The organism is Parashewanella sp. 2304DJ23-3, assembly GCF_056591695.1.
This window is the reverse complement of the sequence record NZ_JBWQOH010000001.1, coordinates 575,591-592,434: the sequence shown is the minus strand read 5'-3', so window position 1 is coordinate 592,434 and position 16,844 is coordinate 575,591. Positions and strand designations below refer to the sequence as shown.

Below are 16,844 nucleotides of genomic sequence, written 5' to 3'. Positions count from 1 at the left end.
ATTTGGTATATTTATGGCTATTTTGAATAGATATTAAGATATCAAATGCCATTTGTTCAAAGCATTTTTTTGAACATTAACCTAAAAAATATTCGGTGAAGTGATAACAAAATCAAATATTTTTAATTAAAATCAATTTGGGTAAATTACAAATCAATTGACTGTGAACTAAAGTGTTTTAAGCAAAAAAATGAATTAAATTTTATATATTTAATTCAAGTTAACCTCTATTAATCATCATTTTATTAAAGCTCTATGGTGCTAATTTGGAAGGAAATACAGCACCCCAAGAGCGCTATGTCTACTCTAAAAACTGAACAAGCAGATATAAAACCTGTCGATTATAGTTGTACATTTGAAGAAGAAGCTCCGGTAACACTTTCAGCTGTGGGAGTAAAACTAAAAGTTGAACAGAGTGAAAGTGATCCTATAAAACTTGCTCAATTTATCAAAACTACTCCCCCTTTAGTGCAAACGGAAGGAGCTGCTAAATCGATAAAACAAAAATATCAAATTACTGGAGTTGAAAGTAAAAAAGAATCTGACAAAACAGAGCGTCCCTCCATCATTTCCGAAGAAACTCGAAATGCTTTAATCCATTTGTCTAAATTAAAAGGTAAAAGTTATTTTGAAAAGATTGAGCCTTTAAGTAAAGAAGAAACTCAAGCTTTGCGTAGTTATTTTGGTAGGACTTTATTTCGTCAAATTCCACGACGTTTTCTTTATAACGAACCATTTAAATCAAGAAATAAATTTAATGTAGATAAACACGAAAAGGCCAATACAGAACCAGTTGACTATAGAAGTATGAGCACGAAAGAGCTTGTCAGCTTGATAGAAAACAATTCTGAACACTTTCTCAAGTTAGATGATGATTTAAAGGCAAAAGAAGAACTTCAAATAGCTTACGTTGAAAAGTTTAATCCGTTAACTGATATTCCAAGTTCACTTTGGTATACATCAACATGTAAGAGGGCTTTACAAAAAAGCAGAGCAGAGACTGATTTAGTCGCTAAAATTTTAGCTGAAAGAGAAGATTTAATTGATATAGAACTGGCAAGAGTATTCGTCGGAGTTTCTCCAGAAAGTGTTTTTGTATTGCCTGATAAAATACAAAAAAGCGAAGCATATGAAGCTTTGCTATTACATGCATGTAGAAAAGACGCCTCTCTAATTGGGAGTGCAGCATTAGAAGCCAAAATAGATGGAGCACAAGAGGCGTTTTATCATAAATTATGCCGATTGAAGGGAAGTGCTTTTTCAAGTTTACCAATATCTTATCAAACAAAAGAAATGCTATTCGTGGCGTGTAGCAGCATTTATCAGCCAGAAAAACTCATCATTCCTAACCATTTAAAAAATGAAGACGTAGTTACTCAGGCTGTGACTCTATGCCCCACATTATTTCTAAGACTCAGTGAAGCTGAACGAACCGAAAAAGTATGCAAAGCGCTTTGCTTAAGGCCTCAAATTCACTTCGTAAGTGTGAAAGATGGTTATCGAGAAGTCAGTAGCCCACTAAAATATGTACCAGAAGTTATAAAAAATAGGTGGTCTTCAGAAGATTATCTGCAAATGGTCACTTGTAATCGTTACATTCAGCTTGATGAAATTCCTAAGAATAAATTAACCACTAAAATTTTATTAGGGCTGTGTCGTGGGGATATTCAATCATTAACTGAAGTTGTGAAAATCTTTAAAACGCTCGAAGATGTAGATTTAACCGTAGCGCAATTTGAGCTTAAAGCATGTTTACTGAACAGAGATAAAATATGTGAGGTTAGCCCTTCCAGTTTAAATACTGAATTTTTGAGTACGTATTTAAATGGGGTCTCTATGCAAACAGTGCACCTGCAATCCGTTGGTGTTGCTAAAAATGCAAAAGTTATCGCTCAATTTATTCTTGACTTACCTGATGCTGATAGAAGCCAGTTATTAGATACAAAAGCTAAGCGCTACTTTTTACTTCGCTGTATTAAAAATTCTGATCTTGAGCAGTCTCATCAACTTGCGGAAACACAAAATAAAGCGCTAGTTGAACAAAGTATTCTTGAATCATTTATTTATTTCAATGATAGCGAAAAATTAAAGCTCTTTAAAATCGTAACTTCTCCAGAAATTAGGAAAAGTCTGATAAAAATTATTGTTATGACTTCAAAAGCAAATGTATTCGATTTGTTCCTAGAAAATGACTATAAGGATGACCAAGAGTGGTTTGGAGACCTTCTGACTCCTCAAGAGTTTGAAATGGTGGCTAATTTTCTATTCAGGCCTGATGAAATGCCAAATTGTAATGTTGAAGCAAGCGAACTCTATGATGAAGTTAATCCATTATTAAAAGCTAGATTTCAGCGTGAGACTCATAATCCTTTTGTACTTGAGCTGTTATTATCTTGCTACAAAAATACAGGTTTTGAGCCAAGTTGTTTTAACCAAGGAGAAAAATTTGAAACTAAGGTCGAGCAGTTTATTGCTTCGGCTTCAGGAGAAATAAGAGTTGAGCTTCCTGAAAGCCAAGTAGATTATAAAGTGATAAGTGGGAGAACTCTGCGAGCAGAACAAGAAGACCAATGCCATCACTTAAAGATACTTCGAAAGGGTGAAAAGTTCGAAGATTTGGCAAGAGAGGCTGGTTATTATGATACTTTGAGTAAGACCCCTGAGCTTGAGCAGAGGCTAAAAAGTCGTTATCCAAAATTTAAAGGATTATTCAAAATTCCATGTGAGGTATTAGATGCTCAAGGACATCAATTTAAAGATGATTTAGAAAAGATAGAAGTAGACGGTAAACAGTATTATCAAGTATTTCATTACACTGCTTCAAAAGAATATGGTTTACCTGCTTTTAAAGTTAAGGCTCCTGAGAATGCAGCCAAAGGAAAAGAAGGTTTTGAAGGGCTTGAGGGGATATACAATGCAATACATGATATTGGTGTTTTTGCTTCCTTAGGCATTGTATTTACCAGTGTTATTCCTGCTTTTCATAATGTTACTGAAGATAGAAGGTTGTTGATGTTCCACTCTTTATACGGAAGGGATACCCAATTTACTCATACAGGGGTGCTAACAACGTGGTTGGCTCAAGCAACTGACCAGCCGGATATTGGTCATGATGGTTTACGTGACATTGGAGATAGCGTTTTATTCAGTAAAATTCGAGAAGAATTTAAAGCGTTTGATTTAAATTCAGACATTCACCCGGATGATATTCAAGAACAGTTACTGTTTGGAGAATTCTTAGCTCAAGGATTATTTGCCTCGCAAGTCTTAGTGGCTCGATTTATGAGAGGAAACCCTAATTATCACTATAAAAACCCTCAATCTTGCAAAGAGGTCAGAGAAATTTTAGAAAAATGTATGACCTTATTAATACAAGGTTATTTCAATGACTATGATCTATCATTACAAAAAGTTCTTCAACTCTCTGATGAGGATTATGAGAATTACTTTACTAAAACGGCAAAAGAAATAGTTTACTGGTCAGCAAAACAGACAGATGAAGAAGAGTTCAGAGTAAACCCTAATTATCCTAAAAGTGAAGAGCATATAAAGAGTGATTCATATTCAGCAGATGTTCTTAGAGGGCATTTAAGTACAGAAGTCTACTCAAACAATAATCCTGTAGATATCGAATTCCCTAAAAACTTTCTCTATGCTGAAGAATATATGCTTGGTGGCGATAGAGGGTTATTCTTTTTTACCAAGTTTATTAGAGGGATAACTCATACTGTAACCTCAATATTCAATTATCAGGCACAGCAACAAAAGGCGTAGCTTCTTAGGGATACCTAAAAATATTAGTACATTATTTGTCTCCAATAGGTGAGACAAATAGCAGCCCAACGAAATATAAAAAGCCTTACACGCTCAAAAAACGGTGTTTCTTTCCCTGAGGAAAGCATAACGGTAACTAATTTTCTCATTGCTTTTGCGTGCTCGATGATTCTCTCTCTTTGACTTAATTGCGTAATTCTTTTTTCAAGTTTTATATTGCTCTTATTTGTTCCCCTAACTAAAAGCCCTGATTGGTTATTGGCGCTTACTGTTGCTTTTGCTGCTATATACCGAATTGCGAAACCAATGCGCCTGTCGTTAGAGGTGTTCGGATCTGAACCATGCACAAGCTTGAAATGATGAAGTGACATTTCACCCGGTGCCAACTCCATATAAACGTTGTTACTTGGAGAGAGAGCTTGCTCTGGAATCGTTTGACCACGAGAAAGCAAATTATCTGATGAGTAAGTATTAACTTGTTTCCGGAGATGGTGATGACTACCAGGCTCAACTTTCATTACGCCAGATGTTTTTGTGGCAGGACTGAGGGCAACCCAAGCCGTTATGACGTCATCGGCTTCAACTCCCCAATAAGCGGCATCCTGATGCATTGAAACAAACGATTTGCTGCCGGGCTCCTTAATGAATAAATTTGTCATTAAGCAAATAATATCTTTGCCTATTAAGGACTCTATGGCATCAAGAATAGTAGGGAGATTAACCAGTTGGTCAGCCCAATCATATAGCAAGTAAGATTTATTGGACTGAAATTGAGTGTATTTTCCACCTTGAGTTTGCTCTATTAATTCTAGCCGTTTTCTTAACTCAGCTGTCTGTGCAAGGGGTAAGACTTGAATGGGACAGATAAACCCATTTTCTGCGTAATCTGAAATTTGAGCCTCTGACAAATAAGATCGCATATTTCACCCGAGTATTTAATTATTAGGCTGACTTAAATATTACACATTCTCTGTGCCAATAATAATTTTTATTAAGGCATTAATGAGTGCGCTTTGAGCCTAAGGGAGATAGTACGCATGTTTTAGCATGAGTAAGGCTTTAATCTTTGGCATCAAACGCAAATGATAGAGTGAACTTTCAGGCAGTTATTGCCAAAAATGCTCTATCTTGGGCACATGCCCTTCGTCTTAATTTTCATACTTATAAAAGGCTAATACCTAACTTTGCAAAGGTTAAATTAAGCTCATTACCCAATAAACACAGGGGTGTCTGGTTGGATGAACGAGTATAAGTCTACGATGTCTGCATTTCTCATTCTGATACAACCGTGAGACGATGGAGTGCCAATCAAATATTCAGCATTTGTGCCATGGAAATAGATGAATCGATTGTAAGTATCAACATTGCCTCCTAAGTTAACCCCCTCTTGTAGGCCTTTTAGCCACAATATTCGAGTAAGCACATAATCATGAGAACTTTCAGAGTCAGGCTGGACATAATCAATAGGAATAATTTCTTGTTGTGCTTTTCTTCCTTTAAAACAACGACCTATTGGTTCGCCCTCACCAATGCAATCGTGGATATAATGATATCCTGTTGGTGTTCCATTACTTCCCGATTCGTTAGAAATTCCATTTTTAGAAGTTGAAACATCATATATACGAAATACTTCAGAGTTTTGCTTGAAGACATAGCAACGTTGATCCGTGATATCAACTTGAATTGCATAAGATTGTTCCGGAAGGTCATTCAAGTAGTTTTGAAGTTGGCTGTCCATGTTCATGATAATTCCTTAAAGTTTTATCTATTCTCTGAGTAAATCTTTTATCGAATTGCAGCAAATCGAATTTAAGCTAACACCATTAATTAAGCATTTAAATAGTATTTAGGTGTTATCTACCGTGAAGTTGTTATCAATTAGAGCATGACGACTTTAAATGTATAAATTTATCCTTATATCTTAATTTCATGATTACAAAGGATGTTATTAATGAGTATAAATTTGAGGGATATCACCAAGGATAACTGGGTTGATATGGTAGAGCTTGAAATTACTAAAGAACAAGAAAATTATGTAGCCCTAAATTCAGAGTCGATTGCCGCTTCAAAATTTCATGATGATTATGTTAATCGAGGTGTATATCTGAATGATGAAGCTGTTGGTTTTATTCAGTATTACCCAAATCACAAAGATAATAGAGTAAATGAGGTATTTATCGACCAGTTGATGATTGATGTTCAGCATCAAGGGAAGGGCTATGGTACTGAAGCTGTAAGGCTTGTACTAGAAGAGATAAAGCACATTCCAAACTGTAACGCAATTTCGATTTGTTACGTTGAAGGACATGATGTGATGAAAGGTTTTTTCGAGCGTTTTGATTTTCATGTGGTTGAACAAGACGAGTATGATGAAACCATTATGGAATGGCATGCCAGTTAGAATGAGGAAACAAACTAAGTGATGTAAAATATCACTTAGTTATAGTGTTTTTTCCATTAAAGTTATCTTCAATGAGTACTGATACTATTTAGCTTTTTCATTAAAGTTATTCGGTGGAGTATAGAAATTGCAGGTATCAGATACTGGAGTGACAACCACGTTGTAAGGTTTGTTTAAAGAGATAATCATCGATTTTTTTTGCGTATCATTTTGGGCTTGAATTATTGAAATATTTTGATCACTTTCAACTGTATAATCCTTGATATGGTCATCAAACTTTGAGTTTACAACGTTAAATAAAACGCCGTTTGTATCTGAAGAATATGGTGCAGATATACAAACTTGATTTTTCTTAAACAAACAGATTAGTCCATTTGAATTTCCTTTTGCTGAGCATTCATACGCAGCAAATTTATGATCAAGCTTTTGGTTTCCTACAGTAAGTGCGTGTGCATTAAAACAGGCGAGTAGTGAGAGTATTGATAGAGCAGCCCTCATGAGAGACCTCCTAAATAGCGAAGATAATAGCTAAGTTAGATAGTTCTTAATATTGATCAATACGATTGAAAGTAAAGTTAATTATAGTTTAGTTTTTTTAACAAGGTTGTATTTAGTAGGTTGAAATATAAGAGTTTATTGATGCAAAGTGATTTTTGTTTTAATACAAAAATGCCTCGTAAAAACGAGGCATGAGTTGACTATAATGAACGAACTACAAAGAAGCTAAAACTTTATCCGCAGCTTCAAGCGTTCTCTCTAATGCTGCGTCATCATGAGCCATAGACAAGAAACCAGCTTCATAAGCACTCGGTGCTAAGTAAACGCCTTCGTTAAGCATACCGTGGTAGAAAGCTTTAAAACGCTCCATATCGCACTTCGTTACTTGATCGAAACGAGTGATGTTTTGCTCTTCAGTAAAGAAGAAACCGAACATGCCGCCAACATAGTTGATCGCCATTGGGATGTTGTGCTTATCAGCTAATGCTTTAAAGCCTTCAGCAATATATTTCGTTTTACGAGCTAACTCTTCGTATAAACCTGCTTCTTCCAAGGCTTCCATTTGTGCAAGGCCAGCAGCCATTGCTATTGGATTACCTGAAAGCGTACCAGCTTGGTAAACTGGACCTGTCGGCGCAATGTACTGCATTACTTCTTTCTTACCACCGAATGCACCTACAGGCATACCACCACCAATCACTTTACCTAAGGTTGTTAGATCTGGTGTTACGCCGTAATGAGCTTGTGCACCAGCTTTCGCAACACGAAAGCCAGTCATTACTTCGTCGATGACGAGAAGTGCCCCATATTGGTCGCAGACATCACGTAAGTCTTGTAAGAAACCATCTACAGGAGGAATGCAGTTCATATTGCCCGCTACAGGCTCAAGGATGATACAAGCAATATCTTCAGGGTATGTTTCGAACAATGCTTTAACTGAATCAATATCGTTATACGTTGCTGTTAGTGTGTGCTTAGCAAAATCTTCAGGCACGCCTGGAGAACTTGGTTGACCTAAGGTAAGCGCACCTGATCCCGCATTCACTAATAAGCAATCAGCATGGCCATGATAACAGCCTTGAAACTTAAGAATTTTGTCTCGACTAGTGAACCCACGAGCAAGACGGATTGCGCTCATTGTCGCTTCAGTACCGGAACTTACCATACGAACTTGTTCCATTGATGGCACCATCTCGATGACTTTTTCAGCCATAGTGATTTCAAGTTCTGTTGGTGCACCAAAAGATAAACCGTTCTGAACCGCATCTAATACTGCTTGGCGTATTTTAGGATGGTTATGACCTAAAATCATAGGCCCCCATGAACCAACGTAATCGATATATGCATTACCATCAGCGTCATAAACATAAGCGCCATCTGCTTTTTCAATAAAGCGAGGAGTACCGCCTACACCATTAAAGGCACGCACTGGAGAATTAACACCACCAGGGATGCTTTGTTTAGCCTGTTCAAACAGCGTATCAGAACGGGTCATTGATTTGTCCTTCTAAAATTTAAGTTAGCCTTTGCGTGAGTACCAGTTTACCGGTAGCTCGTATTGCTCAAGCTGGCTGTCAACACCCAGTGTGAGTGCAAATAAAGCCATGCGAATAAGCAAACCGTTATCCGCTTGGCGGAAAATCGCCAAGTTTGGATGGTCATTTAAATCGTTATCCAGCTCGTTAGCGTCAGAGCGTGAATCACGAGGTAGAGGGTGCATAATTACCGCACTGTCTTTACAGTGACCCTGATAAATTGCTTTATTGAGTTTGAATTTTCCGCGGTATTTATTTGCTTCTTCTTGTGAGGGGAAGCGCTCCTCTTGAATTCGGGTTTGATACAAAATATCAGCACCAGCCGCATGACCCTCAATCGAATCGTGGATGGAAACTTGATGACCAGCATTTGTAATTTCATCAACCACATATTGAGGCATTTGCAGCTCGTTCGGTGCTAATAAGCTGAAATGAATATTTTCATATTGTGCTAACAACTTTGACAATGAGTGAACCGTTCTGCCATGTTTTAAATCGCCAAGTAAAGCGATGTGCATGCCATCAATATTTCTCGCTTTTGATTCAAGTTCTTTTTTGATAGTAAATAAATCAAGCAATGCTTGGGTAGGGTGCTCATTTGCGCCATCACCACCGTTAATTACGGGAACAGTACTGCCTTTTGAGAACTCTTCTACTGAAAACGGTTTTGGATGACGCATAGCTATGACATCAGAGTATGTTGCCATCATCATCGCCGTATCATAAAGTGACTCGCCCTTCGATAATGAAGAGGAACCGATACCGACAGTTTCAGAAACACTGCCTCCCAAAAGGTTAAAGGCGCTGGCAAAGCTGACACGAGTACGTGTACTCGGTTCAAAGAATAAATTTCCTAAAATGGCACCTTCGAGAACATTGGTTCTTCTATGACGTAATGCATAAGGTTGCATACGATCTGCGACAGAGAAAATAGTGTTGATTGTATCTAGGTTAAGTTGATTAACCGAAAGGATGTGCTGTCCTTCTAAATGTGTCATCAGCCTGTATTCCAGTAGCTTGGGGCAGTAATTACTGCCAAATTATTATGTAGGGTTGGCTGAGGCGCAATTGTACCAAAGCTCAGTCAGTTGTTAAACCTAGAAAGCCGAGACCAAATGGAGGTGAATGTTTTAAGTGTATTTTCATGTGAGGCTAAACATGGCCTTTTCTTATTTCTTGTTGTAAGTGCGCCCAGCTTATGAGGCCAACTAAGTTATCTTTTGTCCCTTGATAAATAGCCACTTCGCCACTTCGTTTTATTGCAAGGAGTTTATAAGCTTCATCAACAGATGCTGTATCAGGTAAAAGCTTAACAGGATGGGATGACAGTACCGTGTTTTCACCATCCGCTTGAAACTCAAGCTTGAGCATTTCAACGTGTCCGTTTTCTGTTCTGCTTAAAACAGGTCGACCTTGGGCTCGTTTCATCACTTCAAGCAGCAACTCGCTATTTTGTTTGACGACTAATAAACGAGAGTCCATCAAGGCTCTGACACCAGTTTTTTGCAGCCCTAGGTTCAGAGGGGGAACTTTGTAGCCTAGCCCCATCATTTCACATTGTTTAAAAAATATTGAGCGACAATTAAACCATTGATAAGCAGTCAAGAAAGCAGGAATGGTAACAAACATTGCAGGCAAAATGATGGATGCATCGTTTGTTAGTTCTAAAAGTGCGACTAATGCTGCAAGCGGTGCACTAAGGCTAACTCCCATTACGGCCGTCATTCCAATCACGGTATAGAGGCCAATGTAGGGAATGCTAGAAGGGAATAGCATCGCACTGATCAAGGCTAATATAGCGCCTAAAAGCGCACCAATTCCATAAAGAGGACCAATAAGACCTCCAGGAATACTCAAGCCAACAGCACAAACGGTTGCTAGTGTTTTTGCAAGTAATAAGGCTATCAATAAAGATATTGCGGTTTTATTTTCAATGGCGAGATTTATGGCTAAATCACCGCTGCCTAATGCATGAGGTAAAAACAATCCAATAATGGTAGTAACAACACCGGCCAACAGGAATTTGGTATGCAAGGGCCATTCATGGCTTAATTTGGTGATTTTTAATAGTGAAAAATTAAAAAATGCAGAGTAACAACCGAGCATGACTCCACCAATCAATAGGACTGGATAATGGCTCAATGGAATATGAATCACTTGAATAAGATCAAACTCATGCACATTACCAAATACTAACCGACTGGTTACGGCGCCACATACTGCGGATAATAAAATAGGAAAAAAATAGTGAATGCGATATTCACGAATAATGACTTCGAAGACAAAAATTACTGCGGCTAAAGGGGCATTGAAGGTGGCTGAAATACCTGCTGCGATACCACTGGCACACATGATCCTGACGCTATTGTCTGGAAGATTAAATTTTTCTGCGAGTACACTGGCGCTCACTGCGCCCAAATGAATTGCTGGGCCTTCACGACCTACAGAGAAATTGGAGGCTAATGCTGCGAGAGCTTGAAAAAATTGTCCGGGAGCTGATTGAAGTGGGATTTTTCCATAATGGAGTTTATAGCGATGCATCACATAAGCTATCCCCATCCGTTTGTAGCGTTTCGAACTGGTATAACGGGCCAAAAGCCATATTACTATTGCGCCTAATATGGGTAAATAATACCGCCAATCCCAAAGACTGTCTCGGAGGTTAATATGTTTAAGTTCTGTAAAGTGAAAAGAGGCATTCAATAAAAGTCTGAAGAGAATAATTATGCCAGATGCGATCAGTGCAAACAGTAATGCGAGCAAGCAAAGTTGAATACTCGTTTTACCTTCAGAAAGGTGATTGCGTAAATCAACCGTTAAGTACTGACGTGCTTTGGTAATTCTATGAGAATTAATTATCGCTTTTAATGTAGAATGCACTAAATAAACCTAATCCTTTAATTTTTTGAGCAAAAGCTAATGGTAAATTATGAGCGTTGGCGAAACCGCCTGCAAGTGATAGAGCGTAATTATCTTCCTATCAATAGATATTTATTTATCGTTATTATTATTTCGTTTCTAATTGGCGCACTTGGCTATCATGCTTATCAAGATGTTTTACCTGTCAAAGTGAAAAAGTCAGCACAATTTGAGACGCTCAAGCAAGAGAACAGCAAGCACTTACAGGATCTGGCCAGCAAAAATCTTGAAATTACGCTTGAGAAACAAGCGAATGCCAATATGGAGATGATGTTTGTTGAGCAACGAAACAAGCTAAAGGATTTAGAAAGAGAGTTAGCATTTTACCGAAGTATTATGGCACCAGAAAAAGCAGCTCAAGGTGTCAGTATCCATGATTTAACGTTTGAACCATCGATTGTCGGTGGTCAACACGATTTGACTTTGATCCTCACTCAACAAAAAAAGCGTCGTCGTTCTCTAGCTGGTTTTGCTGAGCTGACCTTGATTGGCGTAAAAGATGGTAAAGAAGTCACTCAGTCAATTAATAAACTCGTTTCAAATGAGTTTAAGTTTAAGTTTCGATTTTTCCAGATGTTAGAAGCTCGATTGACATTACCAGTTGGCACAGATTGGAAAGAAGTTCAGGTGAAGGTCAAGGTGCCTGCGACTCGTTGGTCTAGTGCAGAAGAAACAGAACGCACTTTTGACTTGAAGAAATTACTTGCAGATGAAACTCAAGAAACTCAACAAGCCATAGACGAATATATGAAGAAGCAACAAAAAGGTGTTGAGCAAGCCACTAAAGGTGAAGTTCCAGCTTCTTGAGCAGAATACTTGAACAGTTCACTAAGGTATTAGATAATTATACTTATGAGTATGAGAATAATTAACTGAGCGCGTTCCACAAATGTGTGATGTAAGAGGTTTTAATGACGGAACAAACTGAAGCGGTCGTTCAAGAAATTGAGCCAAACGAGCAAAATGAAGATCAAGCTGATGCGAGCTTGCCAATTAAATTTACCGACCAAGCTGCAAGCAAGGTAAAAGAACTGCTAGAAGATGAGGAAAACCCAGAACTTAAACTTCGTGTTTATGTTACAGGTGGTGGTTGCTCAGGTTTCCAGTACGGTTTCACTTTTGATGAGAAAAGCAACGATGGTGATTTCATGATTGAGAAACAAGGTGTTTCTTTAGTGGTTGACCCTATGAGCCTTCAATATCTAATGGGCGGTGAAGTTGATTACACTTCAGGCTTGGAAGGTTCTCGATTCTTTGTTCGCAATCCAAACGCTACGACAACTTGTGGTTGTGGGGCTAGCTTCTCAATTTAAGTTTCGCTGATTAATAAGCCGGATTAATTCCGGCTTTTTTGTGCCTGGAGTATTTATGGATAGAAACACGATAAGAACATCCGTTAGGAAAAAAAGGAAAGCAATCTCACAGAGTGAACAACACGTTTTTGCATCGAAAGCCTCATTATTGGCCATCAATTGGTTAGAGACCGTCAAGTCAGAAAAGGTTGCGTTGTACCTTACTCATGATGGTGAGCTTGATACTCAGCCGCTTATTCAAGCACTGTGGGAGTTAGGAAAAAAAGTCTATGTTCCCGTTTTACACCCTTTCTGCGACGGTCACTTAGTTTTTATTGAATACTCACCAACATCACCCATGGTAAAGAATCATTATGGGATATCTGAACCTAAATTAGATGTCACGAAATTGATTCCAGCTTCTAAGTTAGATGTGATTTTTACTCCATTAGTAGCGTTTGATGATTCTGGAAATCGTATGGGGATGGGCGGGGGATATTATGATCGAACTTTATCATCCTTAAATGAATCTGACTCAATTGAAGTCGCTGGTTTTGCACTTGAATGCCAAAAGGTGGAGCGCTTACCTGTCCAATCTTGGGATGTACCACTGAAACAAATTATCACGCCAGAAAAAGTTTATACATATAGCTTTTAAATTTAAGTAAATTTTTAGTTTCTATCTATACTAAACGGAGAAACCTAAGCTGCCGAGGTAGATGATGGATGTTGAAATCGTAAATTTGGAAGAAGAGTCAATTGCTTTTATTCCACATGAAGGTGAACCTGCTGACGTTGGAGATACTGCAATTAAGTTCGACCTTTGGCGATTTGAAACAGGATATTCACCAATAAAAGAATCTAATTCGTACGGAATATTTGTAACAGATCCTGATGAAGTTGGTGACAAAGGTTTTCGCTTTGACATTGGTGGTTCAGTAAGTCATGAAGTACCAGAAAATTATTATGATGTGAGAAATGGTGTCATTGCTGGTGGACGCTACGCAAAAGCCAGACATACCGGAAGTTATGAGACTCTCTCGAAAACATTCAGAGAATTTATCGATGACTGGCTTCCAGCAAGTGGTGAGTCTAGAACGGAAGAACCCTGCTTTTTCCACTATGTTGTATTACCCGGAGCCGTACAACACATAGACGAAATTGTTACCGATATCTATTTACCATTGAAGCCGATTGATGATATTACTTAAATCAATCAGTGATACAATGTCGAAATAACAATACCTTAAAACGATACATTCATGCAGTTTACTCATACCTACTTTGAGCTCGGAGAACGCTTTTTCGAGCTTAACTCTCCAGCCTCTTTTAGAAATCCGTCTTTGTTTTTGTGGAATACAGAAGTCGAAGAGCAATTAAATTTGAGCGGCGAGTTTAATTCTGAGATCGAACAAGCTCACTACTTCTCGGGTAACAGGCAACTTCCTACTTCAAAACCACTTTCTATGGCTTATGCAGGGCATCAGTTTGGACACTTCAATCCACAACTTGGTGATGGCAGGGCGCATCTTTTGGGTGAGATTTTGGATGTACAAGGTAACCGCTGGGATCTGCAACTCAAAGGCTCAGGTCAAAGTGCTTTTTCTCGAAATGGTGATGGGCGTTGCGCATTAGGTCCCGCCATACGTGAGTTTATTATGAGTGAAGCTATGTATTATTTGGGAGTACCTACCACTCGATGTCTAGCGATAACTAAAACAGGAGAAAGCGTTTATCGCCAAATCCAAAATGAAGGCGCCGTTGTTACTCGTATCGCATCAAGTCACATCAGAGTGGGCACATTTCAGTATTTTGCTGCAAATGGAGATATTGAGTCATTAAGGCGTTTGGCTGATTACACGATTGAACGTCACTACCCTGAAGTACTTCAAAGAACAGAAAATAAGTATGCTCTGTTACTTGCGAGTGTAATTGAGAAGCAAATTAAACTTGTCGTTCAGTGGTTAAGAGTTGGATTTATCCATGGGGTTATGAATACCGATAATACTGCTATTTCAGGTGAAACCATCGATTATGGTCCTTGCGCTATGATGGGATCATACGATCCTAAAACGGTATACAGTTCAATTGATAGAAACGGTCGTTATGCTTTTGGAAACCAAGCGCAAATTGCTCACTGGAATATGGCTAGATTTGCCGAGGCACTGCTGCAACTCGCAAATGATGATAATGACTTACTTGAGCCAATGCAGGAGTTAATTGATGGTTTTTCTGATAAGTTTAATCAGACTTATGTAGCGATGATGCACCAGAAGCTGGGCTTGAAAACAATAAATCATGAGTTACTTTCAACACTGACAAGCTTGATGCTAGAGCACAAACTGGATTATACAGAAACCTTTGATTTGTTGACTCGCTCATTAACGTGTGACAAAGCGCTTGAGCTTGTGACAGAAAGGCTTGGTGGTTGGATTACATTATGGCGTGACGAGCTTGATGAAAGCAAAGCGGTTGATATTCAGCTGCTCATGCGAAAATCTAACCCAGTGATTATTCCAAGAAATTACATTGTAGAAAGCATAATCGAAGAGTGTGAAACAACGGGGAAATCGGACTCTGTGATGGCGTTTTTAAAGGTCTTGAAAGTGCCATATCAGGACTCTGAATTAGCAAGAAATTACAAAATGTCTGATCACGAATTTAATCTTCATTACCAGACATTTTGTGGGACTTAGAGACTGCTTTTCTAAGTTTTAGATGAAAATATGTTTTTAATTATGCTGGTACTTGCCAGTGCAACTGAGCCGACAATAATCCCAAAAACGGTATGTAATAAGCTTGGTGTAATTGCACTCATGAAACCTGATATGGCAGGAACAGACTGCCAAAGAGTGTTCACATAGCGGATAGGTTCATCAAGAATATGCACGCCGTGATCAATGATACCGCCGCCAACCATAAACATAGCAACGGTGCCTGCAAAAGTGAGAAACTTCATTAACTTTGGCGCCGAATTTAACAGTAGAACCCCTAGGTATTTGCCCAGTATTCCTATCTTTTTTTGTGCATTCTTTCTTAGCAAATAAGCGCCAGCATCATCCATTCGAACAATGGCAGCAACCAGGCCATAAACGCCTATCGTCATGATGATAGCGATAATGGTAAGTGTTGAAGCCTGAGTAATTAAATCTTCATGAGCCACGACACCAAGTGTAATTGCAATGATTTCGGCCGAAAGTACGAAGTCAGTACGAATTGCTCCGGTTACTTTCGTTTTTTCATACTCAATGAGTTCTTCGTCACTTAAGTTAGCTTGCTTACTTTTAAGATCGCTTTCATCATTGTCAGTAGTGTCGTGATGAAACAGTTTTTCATGAATTTTTTCGTAACCTTCAAAGCACAGATATAAGCCTCCAAACATCAATAATGGCGTAATTAACCAAGGAGTAAATGAACTGATGAGCAGCGCAGAAGGCACTAAGATAAGCTTATTTTTAAAAGAGCCTTTGGCAACGGCCCAGACAACCGGAAGTTCTCTGTCGGTACTCACCCCTGTGACTTGCTGAGCATTAAGCGCAAGATCATCACCTAATACGCCCGCTGTTTTTTTCGCAGCGACTTTGCTCATAACAGCAACATCATCAAGAATAGTCGCAATGTCATCGAGTAAGGTTAGCAGGCTTGCACCAGCCATAGTAAATCCTTTTAAATCTAATTGATGCTCAATATCCTAACCCACTTATCATTTTTTCTAAATAAAACAGGTATACTATCGCCAATTTATTAATGTCTTATCGGAATCAGTTATGACTCAAGATGAAATGAAAAAAGCGGCAGGTTGGGCTGCACTTGAATATGTAGAAAAAGATACAATTGTAGGTGTTGGTACAGGTTCAACGGTTAATCATTTTATTGATGCGCTTGCAACGATGAAAGCGGACATTGAAGGTGCAGTTTCAAGCTCTGAGGCTTCAACTCAAAAAATGAAAGCGTTAGGGATTCCAGTATTTGATTTGAATGCCGTAGATGATTTGTCTATATACGTTGATGGTGCTGATGAAATCAATGGCCACATGGATATGATTAAAGGTGGTGGCGCAGCGCTTACACGTGAAAAAATCGTTGCAGCTGTTGCGGATAAATTTATTTGTATCGTTGATAACACCAAACAAGTTGATATTTTAGGTAAGTTCCCACTTCCTGTTGAAGTGATTCCAATGGCACGCTCATACGTTGCTCGTGAGTTAGTTAAACTTGGCGGCGATCCTGTATATCGTGAAGGTGTAGTCACTGATAATGGTAATGTGATTTTAGACGTTTACAATCTTGAAATCATGGAGCCTAAAAAGCTAGAAGTTCAAATCAATGCCATTGTTGGTGTTGTAACTAATGGTTTATTTGCAGATCGTGGTGCAGATGTACTTCTTGTTGGTACACCTGAAGGTGTTAAGACGGTTAAGTAAG

15 protein-coding genes are annotated in these 16,844 nt (G+C 38.5%); 8 read left to right on the top strand and 7 right to left on the bottom strand.

The features are described from left to right. Positions 1-297 precede the first annotated feature (297 nt). Complete coding sequence (locus AC1EU2_RS02575) at positions 298-3,774, top strand: hypothetical protein (protein ID WP_480296432.1); 3,477 nt, start codon at positions 298-300, stop codon at positions 3,772-3,774. Positions 3,775-3,797: 23 nt separating this feature from the next. On the opposite strand, the gene AC1EU2_RS02570 is transcribed toward AC1EU2_RS02575, so the two are convergent. Together AC1EU2_RS02570 and AC1EU2_RS02565 are read right to left on the bottom strand one after the other, a co-directional pair. Beyond that, complete coding sequence (locus AC1EU2_RS02570) at positions 3,798-4,694, bottom strand: phytanoyl-CoA dioxygenase family protein (RefSeq protein ID WP_480296431.1); 897 nt, start codon at positions 4,692-4,694, stop codon at positions 3,798-3,800. A 287-nt stretch (positions 4,695-4,981) separates the two neighbouring features. Next, the gene (locus AC1EU2_RS02565; RefSeq protein WP_480296430.1) at positions 4,982-5,518 is read right to left on the bottom strand and encodes a L,D-transpeptidase; all 537 of its coding nucleotides are present in this window, start codon (positions 5,516-5,518) and stop codon (positions 4,982-4,984) included. 207 nt (positions 5,519-5,725) lie between these two features. Here AC1EU2_RS02565 and AC1EU2_RS02560 point away from each other — a divergent pair, with 207 nt between their 5' ends. Beyond that, complete coding sequence (locus AC1EU2_RS02560; protein WP_480296429.1) at positions 5,726-6,175, top strand: GNAT family N-acetyltransferase; 450 nt, start codon at positions 5,726-5,728, stop codon at positions 6,173-6,175. A gap of 84 nt (positions 6,176-6,259) precedes the next feature. Here AC1EU2_RS02560 and AC1EU2_RS02555 read toward each other — a convergent pair whose 3' ends face one another. The 4 genes from AC1EU2_RS02555 to AC1EU2_RS02540 form a co-directional block, all read right to left on the bottom strand. Continuing rightward, positions 6,260-6,673, bottom strand: a complete 414-nt coding sequence (locus AC1EU2_RS02555) for a hypothetical protein (protein ID WP_480296428.1) — start codon at positions 6,671-6,673, stop codon at positions 6,260-6,262. 214 nt (positions 6,674-6,887) lie between these two features. Beyond that, a complete protein-coding gene (hemL, locus tag AC1EU2_RS02550) occupies positions 6,888-8,168 on the bottom strand; it encodes a glutamate-1-semialdehyde 2,1-aminomutase (protein WP_480296427.1) in 1,281 nt (426 codons plus the stop codon). A gap of 24 nt (positions 8,169-8,192) precedes the next feature. Next, positions 8,193-9,206, bottom strand: a complete 1,014-nt coding sequence (locus AC1EU2_RS02545) for an aspartate carbamoyltransferase (RefSeq protein ID WP_480296426.1) — start codon at positions 9,204-9,206, stop codon at positions 8,193-8,195. A 154-nt stretch (positions 9,207-9,360) separates the two neighbouring features. After that, the gene (locus AC1EU2_RS02540) at positions 9,361-11,088 is read right to left on the bottom strand and encodes a chloride channel protein (protein ID WP_480296425.1); all 1,728 of its coding nucleotides are present in this window, start codon (positions 11,086-11,088) and stop codon (positions 9,361-9,363) included. A 39-nt stretch (positions 11,089-11,127) separates the two neighbouring features. Here AC1EU2_RS02540 and AC1EU2_RS02535 point away from each other — a divergent pair, with 39 nt between their 5' ends. The 5 genes from AC1EU2_RS02535 to AC1EU2_RS02515 all read left to right on the top strand — a co-directional run bounded on the left by AC1EU2_RS02535 (position 11,128) and on the right by AC1EU2_RS02515 (position 15,115). Further along, on the top strand, positions 11,128-11,934 hold the full coding sequence (locus AC1EU2_RS02535) for a DUF6776 family protein (RefSeq protein ID WP_480296424.1): 807 nt from the start codon (positions 11,128-11,130) through the stop codon (positions 11,932-11,934). A gap of 104 nt (positions 11,935-12,038) precedes the next feature. After that, complete coding sequence (erpA, locus tag AC1EU2_RS02530) at positions 12,039-12,440, top strand: iron-sulfur cluster insertion protein ErpA (protein ID WP_129948016.1); 402 nt, start codon at positions 12,039-12,041, stop codon at positions 12,438-12,440. Positions 12,441-12,495: 55 nt separating this feature from the next. Next, positions 12,496-13,077: a 5-formyltetrahydrofolate cyclo-ligase gene (locus tag AC1EU2_RS02525; protein WP_480296423.1), complete on the top strand. Its 582-nt coding sequence runs from the start codon at positions 12,496-12,498 to the stop codon at positions 13,075-13,077. A 64-nt stretch (positions 13,078-13,141) separates the two neighbouring features. Further along, positions 13,142-13,630 carry an AraC family transcriptional regulator gene (locus AC1EU2_RS02520; RefSeq protein WP_480296422.1) on the top strand — a complete coding sequence of 163 codons (489 nt, stop codon included), beginning with the start codon at positions 13,142-13,144 and terminating at the stop codon, positions 13,628-13,630. Positions 13,631-13,681: 51 nt separating this feature from the next. Further along, entirely contained in the window at positions 13,682-15,115 is a 1,434-nt protein-coding gene (locus tag AC1EU2_RS02515) for a protein adenylyltransferase SelO (protein ID WP_480296421.1), read from the top strand. A gap of 11 nt (positions 15,116-15,126) precedes the next feature. On the opposite strand, the gene AC1EU2_RS02510 is transcribed toward AC1EU2_RS02515, so the two are convergent. Beyond that, a complete protein-coding gene (locus AC1EU2_RS02510) occupies positions 15,127-16,074 on the bottom strand; it encodes a DUF808 domain-containing protein (protein WP_480296420.1) in 948 nt (315 codons plus the stop codon). A 112-nt stretch (positions 16,075-16,186) separates the two neighbouring features. On the opposite strand from AC1EU2_RS02510, the gene rpiA reads away from it, so the two are divergent. Continuing rightward, positions 16,187-16,843 carry a ribose-5-phosphate isomerase RpiA gene (rpiA, locus tag AC1EU2_RS02505; RefSeq protein ID WP_480296419.1) on the top strand — a complete coding sequence of 219 codons (657 nt, stop codon included), beginning with the start codon at positions 16,187-16,189 and terminating at the stop codon, positions 16,841-16,843. The last annotated feature ends 1 nt before the right edge of the window (position 16,844 follow it).